The organism is Ruegeria sp. D4, assembly GCF_056534475.1.
Genome location: NZ_JBQFPJ010000001.1, coordinates 484,518 through 503,138, shown reverse-complemented (window position 1 = coordinate 503,138; position 18,621 = coordinate 484,518). Strand labels below are relative to the sequence as shown.

Here is an 18,621-nt window from a genome sequence, read left to right as displayed (position 1 = left end):
AACGCTTTTCAAGCGACCTTTTCGGCCCACAACGGGATACCGCGGGTTCTAACCCGTTTCGGTGCTCTGCGGGCACCTCAAAATTCTCAAGTTCTCGATGAAAACGGCACATAAACAGAAATTCCCCGGACCAAACCTGCCGTCCGGGGAATGATTCAACTCAGACGCGGGGCTTAACCGACCAGGCCACCGTCCTCGCGCGTGATGGCGATGATCGCCGAACGCGGCACCGAGTCACCGCCTTCGGGCCAGTGGCTGTTTCCATCCTCACCCGGGTGCTGAATGCCGACAAACATGGTTCGGCGATCCGGAGACCAGCTCAGACCGGTGACCTCGCATTCATTGGGGCCAACCAGAAAGCGGCGGATCTCACCTGTCACCGGGTCCCCTGCCAGCATCTGGTTGTTGCCTTGGCCGGCAAAGTCACCGTCGTTGCCGTAATTACCGTCAGTCTGGATCCAAAGCAGGCCATTGCTGTCAAACTTGAGGCCATCGGGCGAGTTGAACATGTTGTCGGCGTTTACGTTGTCGGATCCGGCATAAGCGTCACTGTGCACCGTGGGGTTGCCCGCCAGAACATACAGATCCCAGCCAAATCCAGCGGCGGTGTGGTCCCCGCCATCCGGACGCCAGCGAACGATCTGACCATAGTTGTTTTTGTCCCGCGGGTTCGGGCCATTGGCGGATGTGTCGTCGCCCCCAGCATTCGGTTTGACGCCTCGGTTCTTGTTGTTGGTCAGGCAGCAGTAGACCTCGGGCGCATTCGGGTTCGAGGCGACCCATTCCGGGCGGTCCATCGTAGTTGCGCCCACCGCCGAGGCGCCCAGGCGCGTGTGAATACTGACCTCGGCCTGTGAAGCCAGCCCGGTGGTCTCGGGCGTCAGCTCCAGCCACTCGCCGGTACCATCATCGTTGAACTTAGCGACCGAAAGCGTCCCGTTTTCAAGCAGCGCATTGGTATCTACTCCAGCCGCATAGACGCCGTCGGATACAAAGCGATACAAGAACTCGCCACGTTCGTCATCGCCCATGTAAACTACGATGCGACCATCGTTGTTGACCACGGTGTCAGCGTTTTCGTGTTTGAAACGGCCCAGGGCGGTCAGCTTACGTGGGGTCGAGTTGGGATCTCTCGGATCGATTTCGACGACATAACCTGCGCGGTTTGGTTCGTTGGGGTTCTTTGCGACATCGAACCGGTCGTCGATCCTTGCCCAGCCGTAACCCCAATCTTTGGCGGACACGCCGTAACGCTTAAGCTCGGCACTGGTTTCGTGGTTTTCATCTTCGGTCGAGAAATAGCCGTTGAAGTTCTCTTCACAGGCCAGATAGGTGCCCCACGGTGTCATCCCGTTGCCGCAATTGTTCCATGTCCCTTTGCAAGCTGTGCCCGATGGATCGGCTTCGGTTTTCATCAGGTCATGACCAGCGGCGGGCCCGGTGATCGTCATGTCGGTCTGCGGAGTGACGCGGCGGTTATACGGGCTGTCCTTGACAATGCCCCACTTGCCGTCGGTGTTGGCAATCTCAACAACGGTGACACCATGTGCCATCATGCCTTTGGCCACGTCATCGTCAGATGCCGGCTTGGCGTCAGGGTTGTTGCCCCAAATGATATCGCGATTGGTGTATTCATTGTTCACCACCAACAGCACGTGTCCATCATGGAAGAATACATCCTGTCCGTCGGTGTTGTCGCCGAAGGCGCGTTCCTGACTTGCACCAGTGCCGCGCGTGGCGTGATCAAACTCGGGCGCATCCGACCACAGCGGATCGCCCCAGCGCACCATGACCTCTGCCTTGTAACCGGCGGGCACAACGACATCGTCCGCTGTGGATACAGGGATCGCGTCGAACGAGAAACGGTTGGCAGCGGCACGCGCGCCTGTCGGCAGAATCGAGCCCCCAACCGCAGCAAAGCTGCCCATCGCCAGAACACTTCCCATAAATCCACGGCGCGACAGGGCGCGTTCGACGACGCGGTCAAAATCACATTCCTCTGGGCGTGGGTTTATGAGTTCATCATACTCGTCAAAAGAAAGGGTGCGCTCGTCTTTCATGGCAGACTCCGTATCTGGCTGTAAGCTTGTAAAGAACCCCGAACAGGGTTCTGACAAGACAGGTTGCACTTCAGTGTGAACGATGCGTGACATTCACCTTAAATTGAGTTTTGAAATCACTTGCACGACGGCGATGTGCCGCCTAGGGTCAGGTTAACTCGAAAATCGGAGGGCGTGAAGATGGCGCCCAAGCGTCCCAAAGGTGCGGGCGCGTTCCCGAAAGCGGTCGAAAGCCCCGCGCCGGCAAAACCCGATCCGGATGCACTATATGCGGCACTGGATCTGGGAACGAATAGCTGCCGCATGCTGATAGCCCAGCCCAAGGGCAGCGGGTTTCATGTGGTAGACAGTTTCTCCAAGTCCGTGCAACTGGGTGCGGGGCTTGAACGCACCGGACGTCTGTCTCGGGCGTCTATGGCGCGTACCGTTCAGGCGCTCAGGATTTGTCAACAGAAGCTCAAACGGAACCGCGTCAAGCGAATGCGCCTGATCGCGACCGAGGCCTGTCGGCGCGCCAAGAACTCGCGCGAGTTCATCCGCCAGGTCAAACGCGAAACCGGCTTGACGCTGGAAATCATACAGCCCGAGGAAGAAGCCCGTCTGGCAGTCATCTCCTGCGCTCCGTTGGTATCGACCAAGACCGAGCAGCTGCTTGTTGTAGACATCGGTGGCGGTTCGACCGAGCTGGTGTGGATCGATATCTCATCCGTGCCGCGCCGGGATCGCCCTGCTGCAATCATGCGTCTTCACAACGGCTTTCACGCGGCTGAAAGCCCCTTTCCCGCTGCCAAGGTGGTGGATTGGATCAGCGTTCCGCTGGGCGTTGCCACTTTGCGCGATCAGTTTCACGATGTCGAAGACGACTCGGCCCGCTTTGCCCTGATGAGTTGGTTTTTCGAGGAAAACCTTGCCGACTTCGCGCCCTACAAGGACGAACAGGCGCGGGAAGGCTTCCAGATCGTCGGCACCAGTGGCACGGTGACAACCGTTGCGGCCTCGCATCTTGGTCTTAAACGGTATGACCGGACGAAAGTGGACGGTCTGCGCATGACCAGCGATCAGATTGACAAAGTCATACGTGGGTATCTAGAACTCGGCCCTCAGGGTCGGCGCCGGGATCCGCGCATCGGCGATGACCGGCAGGCCCTGATCATGTCCGGCTCGGCCATTTTGCAGGCTTTGTTACGATGCTGGCCCACCGACCGTCTTTCCGTGGCGGACCGGGGGCTGCGCGAAGGTCTGCTATATGCACAGATGAGCGCGGACGGCGTATTGGAAGACGGACCGTTCTGATGGCGAAGACACCAACTGGCAAAAATACCTCGGGTCGCGGACAGCGCGACCTTAAGGTCAAGGTCAAGACTGCACGCGGGCGCAAGCTCAGCTCGACCCGCTGGCTCGAGCGGCAGTTGAACGATCCTTATGTGAAACGCGCACAGGCCGAAGGCTATCGTGGGCGTGCCGCATTCAAGATATTGGAGCTGGACGAGAAATTCCGCTTTCTGGTTCCGGGTGCCCGTGTCGTGGATCTGGGCTGCGCACCTGGCGGCTGGCTGCAGGTCGCGGTCAAACGGGTCAACGCGCTGGGCGAGAAAAGCGGCAAGCGGATCGGTACTGTTCTGGGTGTCGATTTACAGGAGGTTGAACCGGTCGCCGGTGCGACAGCTCATGTGCTGGACTTCATGGAGGACGACGCTGACCAGAAGGTCAAAGACTGGCTGGGCGGCAAGGCTGACGTGGTAATGTCAGACATGGCCGCTGCATCCTCGGGGCACAAACAGACCGACCATTTGCGGATCATGGCGCTGTGCGAGACCGCAGCCTATTTCGCATTTGACGTTCTCGAGGAAGGCGGCACCTTTGTCGCCAAGGTTCTAGCCGGCGGCGCTGAGGGCGATCTACAAAAGCTGTTGAAACAGAAATTCGAGAAGGTGGCTAATGTCAAACCACCTGCATCGCGGTCAGATAGTTCGGAAAAATTCGTTGTCGCAACTGGATTTAGGGGCTGAACTCAATCGTCCAGGAGTATCCGGTTTCCGCTTAGGCGTTGTTCGCGGAAGGAGGCGGTGGCCATCCCCTGAATAAGCAGAGCTTCACCGTGATTGATGTAAACGGGCGGTCTGGCCTGTAGTTCCGCAATCCGCTGATCGATTGTGACGCGGCGTGTGCGCTTTGGTTCGGGCGCTGGTTGTTCTGGCATGGCTGACCTCATGAAGAATGCCGGGATTTGTACCCTGCCCTGAGATTGCCAGCGGAATTTGCCATCAACATGGCGCAATACAGGCGCTGACATGCCGAACAAAGCGGCATTTCACGCCAAATGCCTCCTATATGCGAGCAAACAGGTCGCCGGCAGCGCGCCCTTCTTTTGTTAGTCTTTCGCTTGGGACTCGTTTTCAAGATCCATCAATGCACCGTTGAATTCCGCCCCCAGGATCAACATGGCGGCGCACAGGTACAGGAAAATCAGGGCCGCCATAGCCCCAGCAAGACCGGCATAGGTCGCGCTGTAAGTCGCGAATTTGCCGATATAGATGGAGAAAGCCCATCCGCCTGCGGCCCATAACGAAAGGGTCAGAAATGCGCCCGGCAGAATCTGGGTCAACCGATGCCGACGTGTGGGCAACACCAGATGTGCGATGATCACCAAGCCCGCAGGCACGGCAACTGTAAAAATCCAGCCCAGCCTGTCCACGGACAACCACCCTGATACATCAACGGCCGTGTTTTCCGTCACCAGCCTTGTGTAAAAGGGAAGCACAACTTCTACCATTGCGATGATCAGAACGGAGGCACCGCCGAGGATGACGAGGCCGATACACAAAAGCCGGGTCTTCCAGAACGGCCAGCTGTCACTGTCATGATAGGCTTGGTTCATAGCGGCGCGCACAGCGGCCACCCCGTTTGACGCAAAATAGATGGCGAGCAAACCGCCCAGCGTTATGACGCCCGAGCCGGCGTTGTCCAGCACCGCGCGCAGTTCGGCAACGATCGGTTTGGCCACATCTTCAGGCCACGCTCCGAAAATCAGGTCGATCAGATCGTCAGTGACGTAGCCCTGCGACAACGAACCAGCCAACGCGACGGTGAAAAGGACAAAGGGAAACAAGGCCATCATCAAGGACATGGCGACATGGCTGCTCATCACAAAACCATTCTTGTCGACGAACCGCCGGATTGCCAACCACAGGGCACGAAGCGGACGATCAAACGAGGGAATCATGAACGCGTGCATGTCGCGAGTCTAACCCGCATAAGTCTTGCAAAGAACCCGCGTGCAGGCCTGTGTTGCCGAATAGACGCGTATAAATGCCTGAGCGCATTGCATAAACCCGCCGCGCTGTGCAGAATCGGACCGTGACCCTTAACAAATGTACCGGAAACTGTTCGTTCCATGGATCTGAAAGCCCAAGAATCGAGTGACCGCCCCATGCTCAGGCTGTCGGTTCTGCGAGACATTGTGATTGTCATCACTCTGATCGTGGTTGGCCTATATGCCGGTTCCGCATTCCTGATTCCGCTGACCATGGCGTTGCTGATAAACGTTCTGATCATTGCCCTCAGCGACCGGGTGATAGCCGTTACCCGCGCACCGGTCTGGCTGGCCAACATTGCCGGTGTGACCGTGGTTTTGGCAGGTCTGTTCATGATCATGTACATTGTGGGCAGCCAAGCCACGCAGTTCGCCCGTTCTGTCACCACATACGAAAGTCAGTTCGACGGCGCGGTAGAGCGCGTCACAGGGTTGGTCGGCAACGATGTCACGAAATTCATACGGGACAATCTGGTCAGCCTGGACATGACTTATGTGGCCCGGATTCTGCTGGGCAGCGCCACCTCTCTGCTCAATCACTTCTTTCTCATCAGCCTATACGTCGCCTTTCTGATGGCCGAACGACTTGCTTTTCGCAAAAAGATCCAACTGGCCGCAGGCAACCCGTTGGCCGGGGCCGAGTTCGCCGCAATTCTGGACGCAATTACCGACAGTCTTCAACGCTATGTCGGTGTCAAAACCTTTATCAGCCTGATTACCGCCGGCATCAGTTATGCGGTGTTCCGGCTTCTTGGCCTTGAATACGCTGAAACCTGGGCTGTTTTGACATTTGCGCTGAATTTCATTCCCTCGATCGGATCCATCATCGCCGTTGTCTTCCCGGCCATGATTGCACTGGTTCAGTATGAAACCATCGGCCCGTTTCTGATCATCGTTTTTGGCTGCGGCACCATCCAGTTTCTGATTGGCAACTTCCTGGACCCTGCCCTGCTGGGAAGATCGCTTAATATGTCCACGTTTCTGGTCATACTGGCCCTGACCTTCTGGACAACTGTTTGGGGCCTGATCGGAGCATTCCTGAGTGTACCGCTGACCGTCTGCATTTTGATCGTTTTCAGCCATATTCCCGCATTGCGACCGGTTGCAATTCTGATGTCACTGGACGGGCAATTGGGTGAAGATGGGTCCGACGAAAAGTAGTTAACTTGGTCCGGTCACCCCTCCGCTAAGTTTAACCTGAAATTAGTATATTTTAATCTTCCTATGTGATAGTTCTGCCTTCGCAGGTACAGTTATTCAATCATTTCCCGAGGCTCTCTCAGAAAAAGAATTCAATACGAGAATCAGCGCCTTACAAATGATGTTTCAGCAGTTTTCCGGCTGAGACCTCAATTTCGAAACGACCGGGTTCCGACCCGCCATTTCAGGAGCGTAAGATGTCATCAGAAGAACTCAGACCAACCCCACTATTACGTAGGCTAGCTGCGGCCACATTTGCCGCGTGCCTTGCAATTCCGGCATGGGCACAGAATGAAAAGCCCAATATCCTTGTGATATGGGGTGACGATATCGGTCAATCCAATATCTCGGCCTATACGATGGGTTTGATGGGTTACAGGACACCCAATATCGACCGCGTTGCCAATGAGGGTATGATTTTTACCGACTACTACGGTGAACAGTCCTGCACCGCAGGCCGGTCATCTTACATTATGGGTCAATCGGTTTTTCGCACCGGCCTGTCCAAGGTTGGCCTGCCTGGCGCAAAAGAAGGGATGCAGGTCGAAGACCCGACAATTGCGGGTTTGCTGAAGGACCACGGGTACGTCACCGGCCAGTTCGGCAAGAACCACCTTGGCGACCGGGATGAGCACCTTCCCACAAACCACGGTTTTGATAAGTTTTTTGGGAATCTCTATCACCTGAACGCCGAGGAAGAGCCCGAACATGAAGACTATCCCGGAGACGCGGTTTTGCCCGACGGGCGCACCTTCCGCGAGGCTTATGGCCCGCGCGGTGTTATCCGCTCGACCGCAGGAGGTCCGATTGAAGACACTGGTCCGCTGACGAAAAAGCGCATGGAAACGGTGGATGAGGAAACGCTCGAGGCTGCCATAGAGTTCATTCGCAAGGCCAATCAGGATGGAACACCCTTCTATGTCTGGTGGAACGGCACCCGCATGCATTTCCGCACCCATGTAAAAGAGGAAATGCGCAATCAGGCAAATGAGATCATGGGCGGCGTGGCCGATGAATATACAGCCGGCATGATCGAACATGACATCCAGGTCGGTCAGTTGCTGGACCTGCTGGACGAACTCGGCATCGCCGACAATACAATCGTCCACTATTCCACCGACAATGGCCCGCATTACAACACCTGGCCTGATGCGGCGTCGACCCCGTTCTGGGGCGAAAAGAACACCAACTGGGAAGGCGGATGGCGCGTACCATCAATGGTGCGCTGGCCCGGCAAGATCGAGCCGGGTTCTGTGACCAATGAGATCGTGCACCACATGGACTGGCTGCCGACATACCTTGCTGTCGCCGGTGATCCGGAGATCAAGGAAAAGCTGATGGCCGGCTATTCCTCGCCCGCGATGGGTCGCGATTACAAGGTGCATCTGGATGGCTACAATATTCTTCCGCTGTTGACAGGTGAGACCGCTGAAAGTCCGCGCCGGGAGGTGTTCTATTTCACCGATGACGGCGACCTTTCGGCTTTGCGGTTCGATGACTGGAAGCTGATCTTTCTCGAGCAGAAAGCATGGGCAACCCTGCGCGCCTGGATGGAACCCTTCACCCCGCTGCGCGTCCCGATCATCGTGAATCTGCGCCGCGATCCGTACGAGCGTGGCTATCGCACGTCCAACACATATTACGACTGGATGATCGACCGGGTCTATTTCCTAGTGCCTGCCCAGCAATATGTCGGGCAATTCCTGAGCACGTTCCAGGAATTCCCGCCGCGGCAGAAAGCTGCCAGCTTCAGCCTGGATCAGGTGATGGATAAACTGTCAACGCCAACCAGCAACTAAAACTGCAAACAACTCGGGGCCGCCTGCAAGGGTGGCCCCGGTCATTTTGAACGGAGTGTTGTGTAATGCTGCGATTGTCTGCCATCGTCTTTGCCTTGACCTTTCCTGTCACCGGCAGTGCTGATCCCCTGCCAAGCTGGCAAGACACCGAGACCCGCGATCAGATTATTTCATTTGTAGAATCGGTAACGGATCCGTCCGGGCCAGCATATGTCACTCCTGCCGACCGGATTGCTGTTTTCGACAATGATGGCACCCTTTGGGCCGAGCAACCTGTGTATTTTCAGTTTATTTTCGCTATGGACCGTCTGGCCGAAAAGGCCGAACAGGATCCCTCAATCCTAACAACACCCATCCTGAAAGCAGCAGCGCAAGGAGATCTGGCGGCTGTCCTGGAAGGTGGACATGATGCTTTGATCGAAGTCGTCAACGCCTCGCATTCGGGCATGACCGTCGCCGAGTTTCAGGACACGGTCGCACAATGGCTCGACGAGTCTCGCCATCCGCAAACTGATCTCCGCTATGATCAGATGACCTATCAACCCATGATCGAGCTGCTGCGCTACCTGCGTGATGAAGGGTTCAAGACATACATCGTTTCCGGCGGCGGCCTTCATTTCATGCGTGTTTTTGCCGAAAGCGCCTATGGCATTCCGCCCTGGCAGGTCCTCGGCACATACGGCAATACCAGCTATGAAACGGTCGATGGCTCACCAGTTCTGGTCAAGGCACCGGGCATCGCCTTTATCGACGACAAGGAAGGCAAGCCAATCAACATCGAACGCACAATCGGCAAACGCCCGATTTTGGCAGGAGGAAACTCGGACGGAGATTTCGCCATGATGGAGTGGACGACGTCGGGCGAAGGACCACGACTGGGCATCCTGATACATCACACGGATGACAAACGCGAATGGGCATATGACCGCGAAAGCCCGATTGGGAAACTGGCCGACGGTCTGGACAAAGGGCCCGGGATGGGATGGGTCATTGTTGATATGGCGCAAGACTGGTCGCGCATCTACACTGGGGCGAACTGAACAGGTTCGGAGCTTTCAACCTCATGTGGACACTGCTTGTTTCCGCGTTTCTGATATTTCTCTACGTCACCGCTGTGGTGTTCTCGATACGGGCTGCACAGACGGCCCGCACGCCACAAGGTGCGGTCGGCTGGGTGGTTTTTCTGATCGCAACCCCCATGCTCGCAGTGCCAATGTACCTGTTTCTGGGTCATCACCGATTTCGCGGATACCGCATTGCCCGAAAGGAAAGTGAACGGGTTGTCGAAGGCATCAAGACCTTTGCAGACTTCTCAAAGCCGGACAGAGAAAGCATGCAGATCAATCCGCGCCCCTTCGAAGCCTTGGCGCATCTGCCGGTGTCCCGTGGCAATGGCGCGTCGTTGCTGATCGACGGTCAGGCGACCTTTGACGCAATTTTTGAGGCAATCGATGCCGCCAAGAATTATGTCCTGATCCAGTTCTACATCGTACGTGATGACACGTTGGGCCAGCAATTAAAGGATCGGCTGGTTGCGGCGGCGGAACGTGGGGTGCACGTACGCTTCCTGACCGATTCCGTGGGTAGCTATGGCTTGCCCACCGCATATCTTGAATCGCTGCAGCAAGCGGGAATTGATGTTGCAAACCCCAAGGAGCGCCGTGGTCCGAAGTTTCGGTTTCAGCTGAACTACCGAAACCACCGCAAAACTGTGATCATTGATGGCGAGACCGGGTTTATAGGCGGGCATAATGTCGGCGTGGAATATCTGGGTCAGAACGCGCATTTTGGCCATTGGCGCGATACGCATGTCCGGATTACCGGTCACATCGTTCGCCAGTTGCAACTGATCTTTACCGAAGACTGGCACTGGGCCCATGAAGAGGACCTGATCGACCATCTGGATTGGGCCGGCAGTGAATCCGATCAGGACATGAACGCCCTGCTGGTTGCCACCGGCCCGGGGGACGAGACCGAGACCGGCGCGATGATGTTCTTTGCCGCCATCGCCGAAGCGAAAGAGAGGTTATGGATCGCCTCGCCGTATTTCGTCCCGGACATTGACATCATGACGGCCCTTCAACACGCCGCCCTGCGCGGTGTGGACGTGCGGATTCTGGTCCCTGACATGATCGACCATCGCCTGCCCTGGCTTGCAGCCTTTGCCTATTTCGACGAAATCCGTGACTGCGGTGTTCGTGTGTTTCGATATGCCGACGGGTTCATGCACCAGAAGGTTTTCGTGGTTGATGATACTTTGGCAGCGGTGGGAACGACCAATCTGGACAATCGGTCCTTCCGCCTGAATTTCGAAGCGATGGCCTTGTTCTTCGACGCCCGGGCCGCTGAAGCTGCTGCAAGTATGCTGCGCACAGACTTTGAGAAAAGTTACGAACTGACCCGCACCCTGCAACAACAACCGGCACATATCCGCTTTGGAGCTCCTCTGGCGCGTCTATTCGCCCCTATCCTTTAACAACAACTCCTCCTGAAACACCCGAGTCATCAACGCGACCATGAAAGCGGTGGACAAGCCAAACGCCAAAAGGCCGGTCACGGATGCGAATGCCCCGAAGATACGCAGTTCTTCACCCAGAACGATGTCGCCGTATCCAAGCGTCGTGAACGTCACCAACGAGAAGTAGAGAGCCGAGTTCCAGTCGGGCAAGACATCACCAAAGACCCAGACAATGGCCCAAAGCCAGACTTGAAGGGTGTGAATCAGAACGATGAACACCAGCGCCACGCTGATCGGCGCGGCAGTAGTGAAAAAGCGGTGCGTGTCCTGCCACTTTTCAGTCAGTTTTTCAATCAACTGCGTGCACCATGTCAGCAAAGCAATCTCGATCAGAAAGCATATGCCCAGATAGATGCTGCCCCAGATGATCTGGTCGGATAAGGACATCCGCTCGCGCCTCGTGCCGAAGGGTGAAACCGTTGGCACAGCATGGACTTTTGCCCGGCCGGGAACAACCCCGGCCATCGACCAGTGCCGCACCTGCGGCGAAAGGAACCGGGAAAGCATGCGCACTGGACACTGGCGCGTCCCGTTGCACATTGTGACAGGAACCAGTCAGGATGCCCGGATGTTGCTTGTAGTTGATCAGGTCAGGAAATCGTACGCGGGTGGCCGCCCGGTTCTGAATGGCGTTTCTCTGTCACTTGATGCAGGCCAGACATTGGCGCTGACCGGGGAAAGCGGCAGCGGCAAAAGCACCTTACTGAACCTCGCTGCCGCGTTGGACAGTTTTGATAACGGCGAAATAACTCTGGACGGCACAGCGCTGTCGGCACTGGACGATCCGGGACGCGCCGCTTTGCGGTGCGACAGTGTCGCGCTGGTTTTTCAGCAGTTCAACCTGATCCCTTCGCTGACCGTCGGGCAAAACCTGTCCTTTCACGCCCGGCTGGCCAATCGCCACGACCCGGACTGGATTGCGCATCTGGCCGACAGGCTGGGGCTGACCGATCTGGTGCACCGCTATCCGGAAAACTTGTCCGGCGGACAGCAACAAAGGGTCGCCATAGGGCGCGCATTGGGCGTTCGGCCCAAGCTTTTGCTGGCGGATGAGCCAACGGGCAATCTGGACGAGACCGCCAGCGCGGCGGTACTGGATCTGATGCTGTCACTGGTCGCAGATACTGGAACGGCACTGCTGCTGGTCACCCATTCCCATGCCATTGCCGCGCGACTGGACCAGCACGCCCACCTTGCTGGCGGACACATCGCATGACCTTTGTGGTCGTTCAGGCGCTGTGGTCTCACTGGCGTAGGCATCTGTTGCAACTGGCAACGCTGCTGATTGGAATTGCGCTGGCAACCGGTCTTTGGTCAGCAGTGCAGGGCATCAATGCCGAGGCGCGGGCCAGTTATGATCGCGCCAATTCACAACTGGCAATTGGCCAGTATGACATTCTGAGAAACCCAGCGGGCCCGATCCTCATCGAACGCTATGTCGCGCTGCGCAAGGCCGGGTGGCAGGTTGCAGCGGTTCTGGAAGGGCCGTTTCGCATCGCTGATCGAACGCTGCGCCTGATGGGCGTGGACATGATCTCCTACCCCGCCCTGCCCGCAATTACGCAGGCAGAACAAAGCGCCGAGCCGCCCGAACCGGTCGACGTGCTGACAGCCCCGGGGGTGCTTTTGATCTCGCCGGTGTTGGAACCTGTGATCGCTGAACACTCCGGACTGCCCAAAGCGATCACGAGCGCGTCTCTGCCACCGGACGTTATCCTGACCGACATCGGCGTTGCCGAAACCCTTATGAACAGACGGGGTGAAATAAGCCGGTTGGTCATATTGCCCGTTCAACCCCGCACGGTCCCGCCTTTGTCGGAACTCGCACCCGAACTGGAACGGATCAGCCCGTCATCGCAGCTGGATACTGCGCAACTGACCGAAAGCTTTCATCTCAACCTTTCGGCCTTTGGCCTGCTGTCTTTCGCCGTGGGCCTGTTCATCGTTCACGGTACGGTTGGACTGGCCTTTGCCCAGCGACGCGGCATGATCCGGACTTTGCGGGCCTTGGGCGTCTCCATGCGTCGATTGGTTTGCCTGATCTTCGCAGAGTTGACCATGCTTGCTCTGGTCGGCGGCGGGCTGGGCCTTTTGCTTGGCTTCTTTCTGGCAGGTGCGTTACTTCCTGACGTGGCAGCCACCTTGCGCGGTTTGTATGGCGCCCCTGTCAGCGGACAGTTGTCGTTGCAGCCTCAATGGGCCGCTGTAGGCATCGCCATGGCCGTTGCCGGTACGCTGATGGCCAGTGGACACGCGCTATGGCGACTGTCTCGAACGCCGCTTCTTGCGGGTCCGGGCCTGCAGGCGTGGGGCAAGGTCTCAAGCTCACGCCGGATTGCGGGCTTCACCGGCCTCGGGTTGATCGTTGCGGGCTGCCTCGCCTTGTTGGTTTTCCCCGGGCTGATCGGCGGGTTTGCCCTGTTGGCTGGTATCCTGACCGGATCGGCCCTGCTGCTGCCTGCGTTTCTTTCAGCGATCATTCATGTCCTTGAGCGCAAGGCCCGCAGTCCTGTTGCGCAATGGGTCTGGGCGGACATGAGGGCGCAGCTTCCCGGCCTTTCACTTGCCTTGATGGCTTTGCTGCTGGCGTTGGCCGCGAATATCGGTGTCGGGACGATGGTGTCCAGCTTTCGGCTGACATTTACTGGCTGGCTGGATCAGCGCCTGACGTCCGAATTGTACGTCACGGCCATAGATGACGAACAAAGCCAGGAAATCGTCGAGTGGCTCGCCCCACAGGTGGATGCCATTCTTCCGATCCGCCGGGTCGAACTGCCCCATGAAACTGGTCCCTTGTTCCTATACGGTGTGATCAATCACGCGACATACCGGAAGCACTGGCCGCTGATCGCTTCGTCGCAGGATGTCTGGGATCGCGTCATGGCCGGAGAGGTTGTTCTGATAAACGAGCAACTGGCCCGCCGTTCCGATCTGTGGCCCGGAGATCAGTTGGCCCTGACACCCGGTCGGATGCTGGAAGTTGCTGGTGTCTATTCCGACTACGGCAATCCGACGGGTCAGGCCATCGTGTCGATGGAACAGCTAAATGAAATCGCGCCCAATACTCCGGCTCGGCGTTTTGGTGTACGCGTTTCCCCGGAAGCCGCTGGCAAGCTGGCGCAGGCAATCCGAGACCGTTTCGAATTACCACGCGAAAGCGTTGTCCAACAGGCAGCGATGAAGGCGCAATCCATAACTGTGTTCGAGAAGACATTTGTTGTGACTTCGGCGCTGAACATTCTGACACTCGGCGTTGCCGGATTCGCCATCCTGACCAGCCTTCTGACATTGTGGACACAACGGCTGCCGCAGATCGCGCCGGTCTGGGCACTTGGGCTGAGCCGCGCGCACCTGGCCCGGCTGGAGTTGCTGCGCAGCGGGCTGTTGGCCATCCTGACGGCCTGCCTGGCGCTGCCGCTGGGCCTTGTTCTGGCCTGGGTTCTGCTGACTGTCATCAATGTGCAGGCTTTTGGCTGGCAGTTACCAATGTTCCTGTTTCCAAGGGAATGGCTGGGTTTGTTTGGATTGACCGTTGTCGCAGCGCTTGCCGCCGCAGCCCTGCCCGCCTTGCGACTGCTGCGCCTGCCCCCGGCGGACCTGCTGAAGGTGTTTGCCAATGAACGTTAGGACCATGCTTTTCATGTTGCTATTGGCGCTTCCCTGTCCGGCTTTGGCACAGGGCTATGCCGGGTTGGGCGGCTCCGCCGAGGGCTTTGATGTTCCTGAACCCGGCTACCAATTCAATTTTCCGCAGGATCACGGCCCGCATCCGTCCTTTCGCATCGAATGGTGGTACCTGACGGCAAATCTGCGCGGTGAAGATGGACTGGATTACGGTGTACAGTGGACCCTGTTTCGCTCAGCGCTGAAACCGGTTGAAACTGGTGGTTGGCAGAGCCCTCAGATCTGGATGGGACACGCCGCTGTCACAACGCCCGATACCCACTATTTTGCCGAGCGCCTGTCGCGTGGCGGTATCGGGCAGGCCGGGGTTTCCTCGCACCCCTTCGAGGCATGGATTGACGAGTGGCGAATGGGTGGTCCGGACCTGAATACCCTGTCGTTGACAGCAAATGGCGAAACCTTTGGATATGACCTGTCGCTGACAGCCGATGGACCGCTGGTTTTTCACGGTGAGGATGGGTATTCAGTCAAATCCGCAGATGGTCAGGCCAGCTACTACTATTCTCAGCCCGCCTACACGGTCCGGGGCACACTGCACTTGCCGGACCGGGATGTGGAAGTCACCGGTCAGGGGTGGCTGGATCGCGAATGGTCATCGCAACCTTTGGCTGCGGACCAAACCGGCTGGGACTGGTTCTCGCTCAGCTTTGACGGTGGCGACAAGCTCATGGCGTTCCGTCTTCGCGGCGCGCGCGGAGACTTCACCTCGGCCACTTGGATCGGCGCGGACGGAGAGGCTACCAGCCTGCCGAATGGGTCTGTTTCAATGACGCCGCTGGAAACCGCAATCGTCGCAGAACGCGGTATTCCGGTTCGGTGGCGTGTCACGTTACCGGATCGTGACCTGGATGTCGAAGTATCGGCCCTGACACCAAAAGCGTGGATGGGCACCCGGTTCGAATACTGGGAAGGCCCGATCAAAATAAAAGGCACCCACGAAGGTCGTGGGTACCTTGAGATGACAGGCTACTGAAGCAGCGCTGACCTAGCGGACGACATAAACTGAAACGTTCGCGTGCCGCACGACGCGGGCGGCATTGGGCCCCAGCAGATAGTCCTTGAGATCGGGCTTATGCGCGCCGATCACGATCAGATCGCTGCCCGCGCTTTCTGCTGTCTTCAGGATTTCCTGATAGGCTGTTCCGGTTGCCACCACGTGACGCACTTTTTCGTTGCGTTCTTTGCCCAGTGTGGCCTCGCACAATTCCGACAGTCTGGCATGGGCGTCCTGTAGCGCCTTTTCGTGATGATCGGGTTCGAAGAAGCCGGACACCCAGGTTTCACCAAAATCCGGAACGATCGACACGACATCCAGTTGCGCGCCCTCCATCTCGGCCAGCGCCCCGGCTTTTTTCAGGACCGGGACATCCAAATCCCCGTTGCTGATATCAACAGCGCAAAGAACGGAACGTGTCATGCGGGCACCTCTTGTCTTGCGGCGCGGCCGCGTTGCAGGAAGGCGATCAGACCCAGCAGGATCATCGCCGGGATGAAGACCAGTTGTTTCGGCGGCTGGCTGGACGGCAGACTGACCGAGGACAGGCGCACGGCCTCGTCCCCGTAATAGTCGAAATTGCCCAGATCATCCGCCACTGGCGAGCCGAACAGGGGTTCTTCCAGTTTGACCAATCCGTCTTCTTCGATCAGCAGCAAGCCCATCGCCTCGACACGCGCGGCACCGCCTTCTTCACTGCCGACCGGGACGACGATGGTTGTGTCAACCATCTGCAAGGTGTCGAAATCCGGCCCGCTGATGACCATCCGAACCTCGGTGCCCGGAGGTGTTTCACCCATCGCCTCGACAAATGCCGACGGTTCGACCGTTTCAAATGGCGGTGAAATGCGATCCATGAAGAAGTCCGGTCGGAACAGCGCAAAGGCCACAAAGATCAGCGCGACGCTCTCATAGATACGGCTGTGGGTCAGGAAGTATCCCATCGTTCCAGCCGTGAAGACCAAAATCGCAATCGTCGCGGATATGGCCACGATGATGCCTTCGACCCAAGTCACATCGATCAACAGAAGATCTGTGTTGAAGATGAACACAAACGGCAGAGCCACGGTGCGCAAACTGTAGAAGAACGCGGTGAATCCGGTCTTGATTGCGTCGCCCCCCGACACGGCGGCAGCCGCAAAGCTGGCCAGACCAACCGGCGGCGTCACGTCGGCCATGATACCGAAGTAGAACACAAACAGGTGCACGGCGATCAACGGAACGATCAGGCCGCTTTGAGCGCCCAGTTCAACCACGACACCCGCCATCAGCGAGCTGACGACGATGTAGTTCGCCGTGGTTGGCAGGCCCATGCCCAGGATCAGGCTGAGTAGCCCCACCATCACCAGCATCAGGATCAGGTTGCCGCCCGAAAGGAACTCGACCAAGTCAGCCATAACCTGTCCGACACCCGTCAGCGTCACAGTCCCCACGATCACACCCGCAGTGGCCGTGGCCAGCGCGATACCGATCATGTTGCGCGCACCGTCGATAAGGCCCTGCCACAGGTCAGCAACTCCTTCCTTGAATGTCGCGGACATGTTGGTTTGTCCCCGGAACAGCGCTTTGAGCGGTTTCTGCGTCAGAAGGATCACAAACAGCAGTGCCGTGGCCCAGAAAGCCGACAGACCGGGCGACTTCTGTTCGATCATCAGGAAATAGACCAGAACGATGATTGGCAGAAGGTAATGCAGACCTGCCTTGTAAATCTCGCCAATGACCGGCAGCGTGACTTCCTTGGCATTGGGATCATCAGGCTCCAGATCCGGAACCTGCGCCGCCAGATACAAAAGGCCAACATAGATCGCGCAGACAATCAGGCTGAGGATAAGCCCGGCTTGCGTCGGCACCCAGCTGGTCACGGCATCGACCGGAAATTGCGAGCCATAGCAGAGCCCGGCAAAGATCAGGAAGAAGGACAGCATCCCGACTACGGTTCGCGCCAGATGTACGTCGCGGTCGCCCAGCGTTGGCATGTTCCGCTTCACCGCCTCAAGATGGACGATGTATACCAGTGCGATGTAGGAAATCGCGGCAGGCAGGAACGCGTGGGTGATCACCTCGACGTAAGAGATGCCCACATACTCCACCATCAGGAAGGCTGCGGCCCCCATAACGGGCGGCATGATCTGACCATTGACCGAACTGGCGACCTCGACCGATCCGGCCTGTTCGCTGGAAAAGCCGACGCGCTTCATCAGTGGGATAGTGAATGTTCCGGTGGTCACGACATTGGCGATGGACGAGCCCGAAATCAGGCCGGTCGCCGCCGAACCCACCACGGCCGCCTTGGCCGGGCCACCGCGCAGGTGGCCAAGCGCGCCAAAGGCCATTTTGATAAAGTAGTTCCCTGCCCCGGCCTTATCCAGCAATGCACCGAACAGCACGAACAGGAACACGAATTTCGTCGAAACACCAAGGGCGATGCCAAAGACACCTTCGGACGTGATCCACATGTGGCTCATCGCCTTCTTGAGGCTCGCGCCTTTCCAGCGGATTACTTCGGGCACCCATTCGGAAGAGCCGAAGAATACATAGGCAAGAAAGATTGTGGCAATGATCGCCATCGCCGGGCCAAGCGCGCGGCGCGCGGCCTCGAACAGCAGCAATAGACCACCCAGAGCGACCCATTTGTCCGTGTCGTCTGCCAGACCGCCCGCATTGACGATCTTGTCGTAGAAGAAGAAACCGTAAAGCGCGACAAACGCGCCCAGAATTCCCATGATCCAGTCCTGGATCGGGATGTAGTTTCTGGGGCTGGATTTCAACGCAGGATAGGCCGCGAAGGCCAGGAACATCGCAAAAGCAAGATGGAACTGCCGTGCGTTATTCACAATGCTGCCGGGAAGAACATAGTTTGCGATCGGTGACGCCAGAAGCACCTGAAAAATCGACCAGATCGCGGCGACAATTGCCAGAAACAGGCCCACGTTTCCGGCTGGATCACGGGCCCCTGCATCCGAAGATGCGACCAATTCCTGAAGTTCTTCTTCGGATAGCGGACGATTGCCCTGCTGATCAGCGCTCATCAAATCTCTCCCCGTTCAGCGGCC

Annotated in this window: 15 protein-coding genes; 9 read left to right on the top strand and 6 right to left on the bottom strand. The window is 57.6% G+C overall.

The genetic code is table 11. The annotated features are described in order from the left end of the window. Positions 1–173 precede the first annotated feature (173 nt). On the bottom strand, positions 174–2,060 hold the full coding sequence (locus ACR0MI_RS02505; protein ID WP_170614972.1) for a PhoX family protein: 1,887 nt from the start codon (positions 2,058–2,060) through the stop codon (positions 174–176). Between the two features lie 180 nt (positions 2,061–2,240). On the opposite strand from ACR0MI_RS02505, the gene ACR0MI_RS02500 reads away from it, so the two are divergent. Both ACR0MI_RS02500 and ACR0MI_RS02495 read left to right on the top strand, forming a co-directional pair. After that, a complete protein-coding gene (locus ACR0MI_RS02500) occupies positions 2,241–3,353 on the top strand; it encodes a Ppx/GppA phosphatase family protein (protein ID WP_170614971.1) in 1,113 nt (370 codons plus the stop codon). Beyond that, positions 3,353–4,069: an RlmE family RNA methyltransferase gene (locus ACR0MI_RS02495; protein ID WP_170614970.1), complete on the top strand. Its 717-nt coding sequence runs from the start codon at positions 3,353–3,355 to the stop codon at positions 4,067–4,069. The genes ACR0MI_RS02500 and ACR0MI_RS02495 overlap by 1 nt, the downstream gene beginning before the upstream one ends. A 2-nt stretch (positions 4,070–4,071) precedes the next feature. Here ACR0MI_RS02495 and ACR0MI_RS02490 read toward each other — a convergent pair whose 3' ends face one another. Next, positions 4,072–4,260 carry a hypothetical protein gene (locus ACR0MI_RS02490; protein WP_170614969.1) on the bottom strand — a complete coding sequence of 63 codons (189 nt, stop codon included), beginning with the start codon at positions 4,258–4,260 and terminating at the stop codon, positions 4,072–4,074. 171 nt (positions 4,261–4,431) lie between these two features. Further along, positions 4,432–5,283: a YihY/virulence factor BrkB family protein gene (locus tag ACR0MI_RS02485; protein ID WP_480440313.1), complete on the bottom strand. Its 852-nt coding sequence runs from the start codon at positions 5,281–5,283 to the stop codon at positions 4,432–4,434. 207 nt (positions 5,284–5,490) lie between these two features. On the opposite strand from ACR0MI_RS02485, the gene ACR0MI_RS02480 reads away from it, so the two are divergent. The 4 genes from ACR0MI_RS02480 (at position 5,491) to cls (ending at position 10,848) form a co-directional block, all read left to right on the top strand. Beyond that, positions 5,491–6,534, top strand: a complete 1,044-nt coding sequence (locus tag ACR0MI_RS02480; protein ID WP_480440315.1) for an AI-2E family transporter — start codon at positions 5,491–5,493, stop codon at positions 6,532–6,534. 236 nt (positions 6,535–6,770) lie between these two features. Continuing rightward, positions 6,771–8,372: an arylsulfatase gene (locus ACR0MI_RS02475; protein WP_321252850.1), complete on the top strand. Its 1,602-nt coding sequence runs from the start codon at positions 6,771–6,773 to the stop codon at positions 8,370–8,372. Between the two features lie 65 nt (positions 8,373–8,437). Continuing rightward, positions 8,438–9,412, top strand: coding sequence for an HAD family hydrolase (locus ACR0MI_RS02470; RefSeq protein WP_170614966.1), 975 nt, complete (start codon positions 8,438–8,440; stop codon positions 9,410–9,412). Between the two features lie 23 nt (positions 9,413–9,435). Beyond that, positions 9,436–10,848, top strand: a complete 1,413-nt coding sequence (gene cls / locus ACR0MI_RS02465) for a cardiolipin synthase (RefSeq protein WP_170614965.1) — start codon at positions 9,436–9,438, stop codon at positions 10,846–10,848. Here cls and ACR0MI_RS02460 read toward each other — a convergent pair. Continuing rightward, positions 10,828–11,277 carry an ion channel gene (locus ACR0MI_RS02460; protein WP_170614964.1) on the bottom strand — a complete coding sequence of 150 codons (450 nt, stop codon included), beginning with the start codon at positions 11,275–11,277 and terminating at the stop codon, positions 10,828–10,830. The genes cls and ACR0MI_RS02460 overlap by 21 nt on opposite strands. 181 nt (positions 11,278–11,458) lie before the next feature. Here ACR0MI_RS02460 and ACR0MI_RS02455 point away from each other — a divergent pair, with 181 nt between their 5' ends. From ACR0MI_RS02455 to ACR0MI_RS02445, 3 genes are read left to right on the top strand one after another with little or no spacing between them, the layout of a single operon-like run. After that, the gene (locus tag ACR0MI_RS02455) at positions 11,459–12,106 is read left to right on the top strand and encodes an ABC transporter ATP-binding protein (protein ID WP_170614963.1); all 648 of its coding nucleotides are present in this window, start codon (positions 11,459–11,461) and stop codon (positions 12,104–12,106) included. Further along, complete coding sequence (locus tag ACR0MI_RS02450) at positions 12,103–14,517, top strand: ABC transporter permease (RefSeq protein ID WP_480853537.1); 2,415 nt, start codon at positions 12,103–12,105, stop codon at positions 14,515–14,517. The genes ACR0MI_RS02455 and ACR0MI_RS02450 overlap by 4 nt, the downstream gene beginning before the upstream one ends. Further along, positions 14,507–15,547 carry a lipocalin-like domain-containing protein gene (locus tag ACR0MI_RS02445; RefSeq protein WP_170614961.1) on the top strand — a complete coding sequence of 347 codons (1,041 nt, stop codon included), beginning with the start codon at positions 14,507–14,509 and terminating at the stop codon, positions 15,545–15,547. The genes ACR0MI_RS02450 and ACR0MI_RS02445 overlap by 11 nt, the downstream gene beginning before the upstream one ends. 12 nt (positions 15,548–15,559) lie before the next feature. Here ACR0MI_RS02445 and ACR0MI_RS02440 read toward each other — a convergent pair whose 3' ends face one another. Together ACR0MI_RS02440 and ACR0MI_RS02435 are read right to left on the bottom strand one after the other, a co-directional pair. Next, complete coding sequence (locus ACR0MI_RS02440; RefSeq protein ID WP_170614960.1) at positions 15,560–15,991, bottom strand: universal stress protein; 432 nt, start codon at positions 15,989–15,991, stop codon at positions 15,560–15,562. After that, entirely contained in the window at positions 15,988–18,597 is a 2,610-nt protein-coding gene (locus tag ACR0MI_RS02435) for a TRAP transporter permease (protein ID WP_170614959.1), read from the bottom strand. The genes ACR0MI_RS02440 and ACR0MI_RS02435 overlap by 4 nt, the downstream gene beginning before the upstream one ends. Positions 18,598–18,621 lie beyond the last annotated feature (24 nt).

Excerpts from the sequence above, each read along its gene's own strand:
- ACR0MI_RS02505 (WP_170614972.1), bottom strand. The coding sequence starts at position 2,060 with ATGAAAGACGAGCGCACCCTTTCTTTTGACGAGTATGATGAACTCATA.
- ACR0MI_RS02500 (WP_170614971.1), top strand. The coding sequence starts at position 2,241 with ATGGCGCCCAAGCGTCCCAAAGGTGCGGGCGCGTTCCCGAAAGCGGTC.
- ACR0MI_RS02495 (WP_170614970.1), top strand. The coding sequence starts at position 3,353 with ATGGCGAAGACACCAACTGGCAAAAATACCTCGGGTCGCGGACAGCGC.
- ACR0MI_RS02490 (WP_170614969.1), bottom strand. The coding sequence starts at position 4,260 with ATGCCAGAACAACCAGCGCCCGAACCAAAGCGCACACGCCGCGTCACA.
- ACR0MI_RS02485 (WP_480440313.1), bottom strand. The coding sequence starts at position 5,283 with ATGATTCCCTCGTTTGATCGTCCGCTTCGTGCCCTGTGGTTGGCAATC.
- ACR0MI_RS02480 (WP_480440315.1), top strand. The coding sequence starts at position 5,491 with ATGCTCAGGCTGTCGGTTCTGCGAGACATTGTGATTGTCATCACTCTG.
- ACR0MI_RS02475 (WP_321252850.1), top strand. The coding sequence starts at position 6,771 with ATGTCATCAGAAGAACTCAGACCAACCCCACTATTACGTAGGCTAGCT.
- ACR0MI_RS02470 (WP_170614966.1), top strand. The coding sequence starts at position 8,438 with ATGCTGCGATTGTCTGCCATCGTCTTTGCCTTGACCTTTCCTGTCACC.
- cls (WP_170614965.1), top strand. The coding sequence starts at position 9,436 with ATGTGGACACTGCTTGTTTCCGCGTTTCTGATATTTCTCTACGTCACC.
- ACR0MI_RS02460 (WP_170614964.1), bottom strand. The coding sequence starts at position 11,277 with ATGTCCTTATCCGACCAGATCATCTGGGGCAGCATCTATCTGGGCATA.
- ACR0MI_RS02455 (WP_170614963.1), top strand. The coding sequence starts at position 11,459 with ATGTTGCTTGTAGTTGATCAGGTCAGGAAATCGTACGCGGGTGGCCGC.
- ACR0MI_RS02450 (WP_480853537.1), top strand. The coding sequence starts at position 12,103 with ATGACCTTTGTGGTCGTTCAGGCGCTGTGGTCTCACTGGCGTAGGCAT.
- ACR0MI_RS02445 (WP_170614961.1), top strand. The coding sequence starts at position 14,507 with ATGAACGTTAGGACCATGCTTTTCATGTTGCTATTGGCGCTTCCCTGT.
- ACR0MI_RS02440 (WP_170614960.1), bottom strand. The coding sequence starts at position 15,991 with ATGACACGTTCCGTTCTTTGCGCTGTTGATATCAGCAACGGGGATTTG.
- ACR0MI_RS02435 (WP_170614959.1), bottom strand. The coding sequence starts at position 18,597 with ATGAGCGCTGATCAGCAGGGCAATCGTCCGCTATCCGAAGAAGAACTT.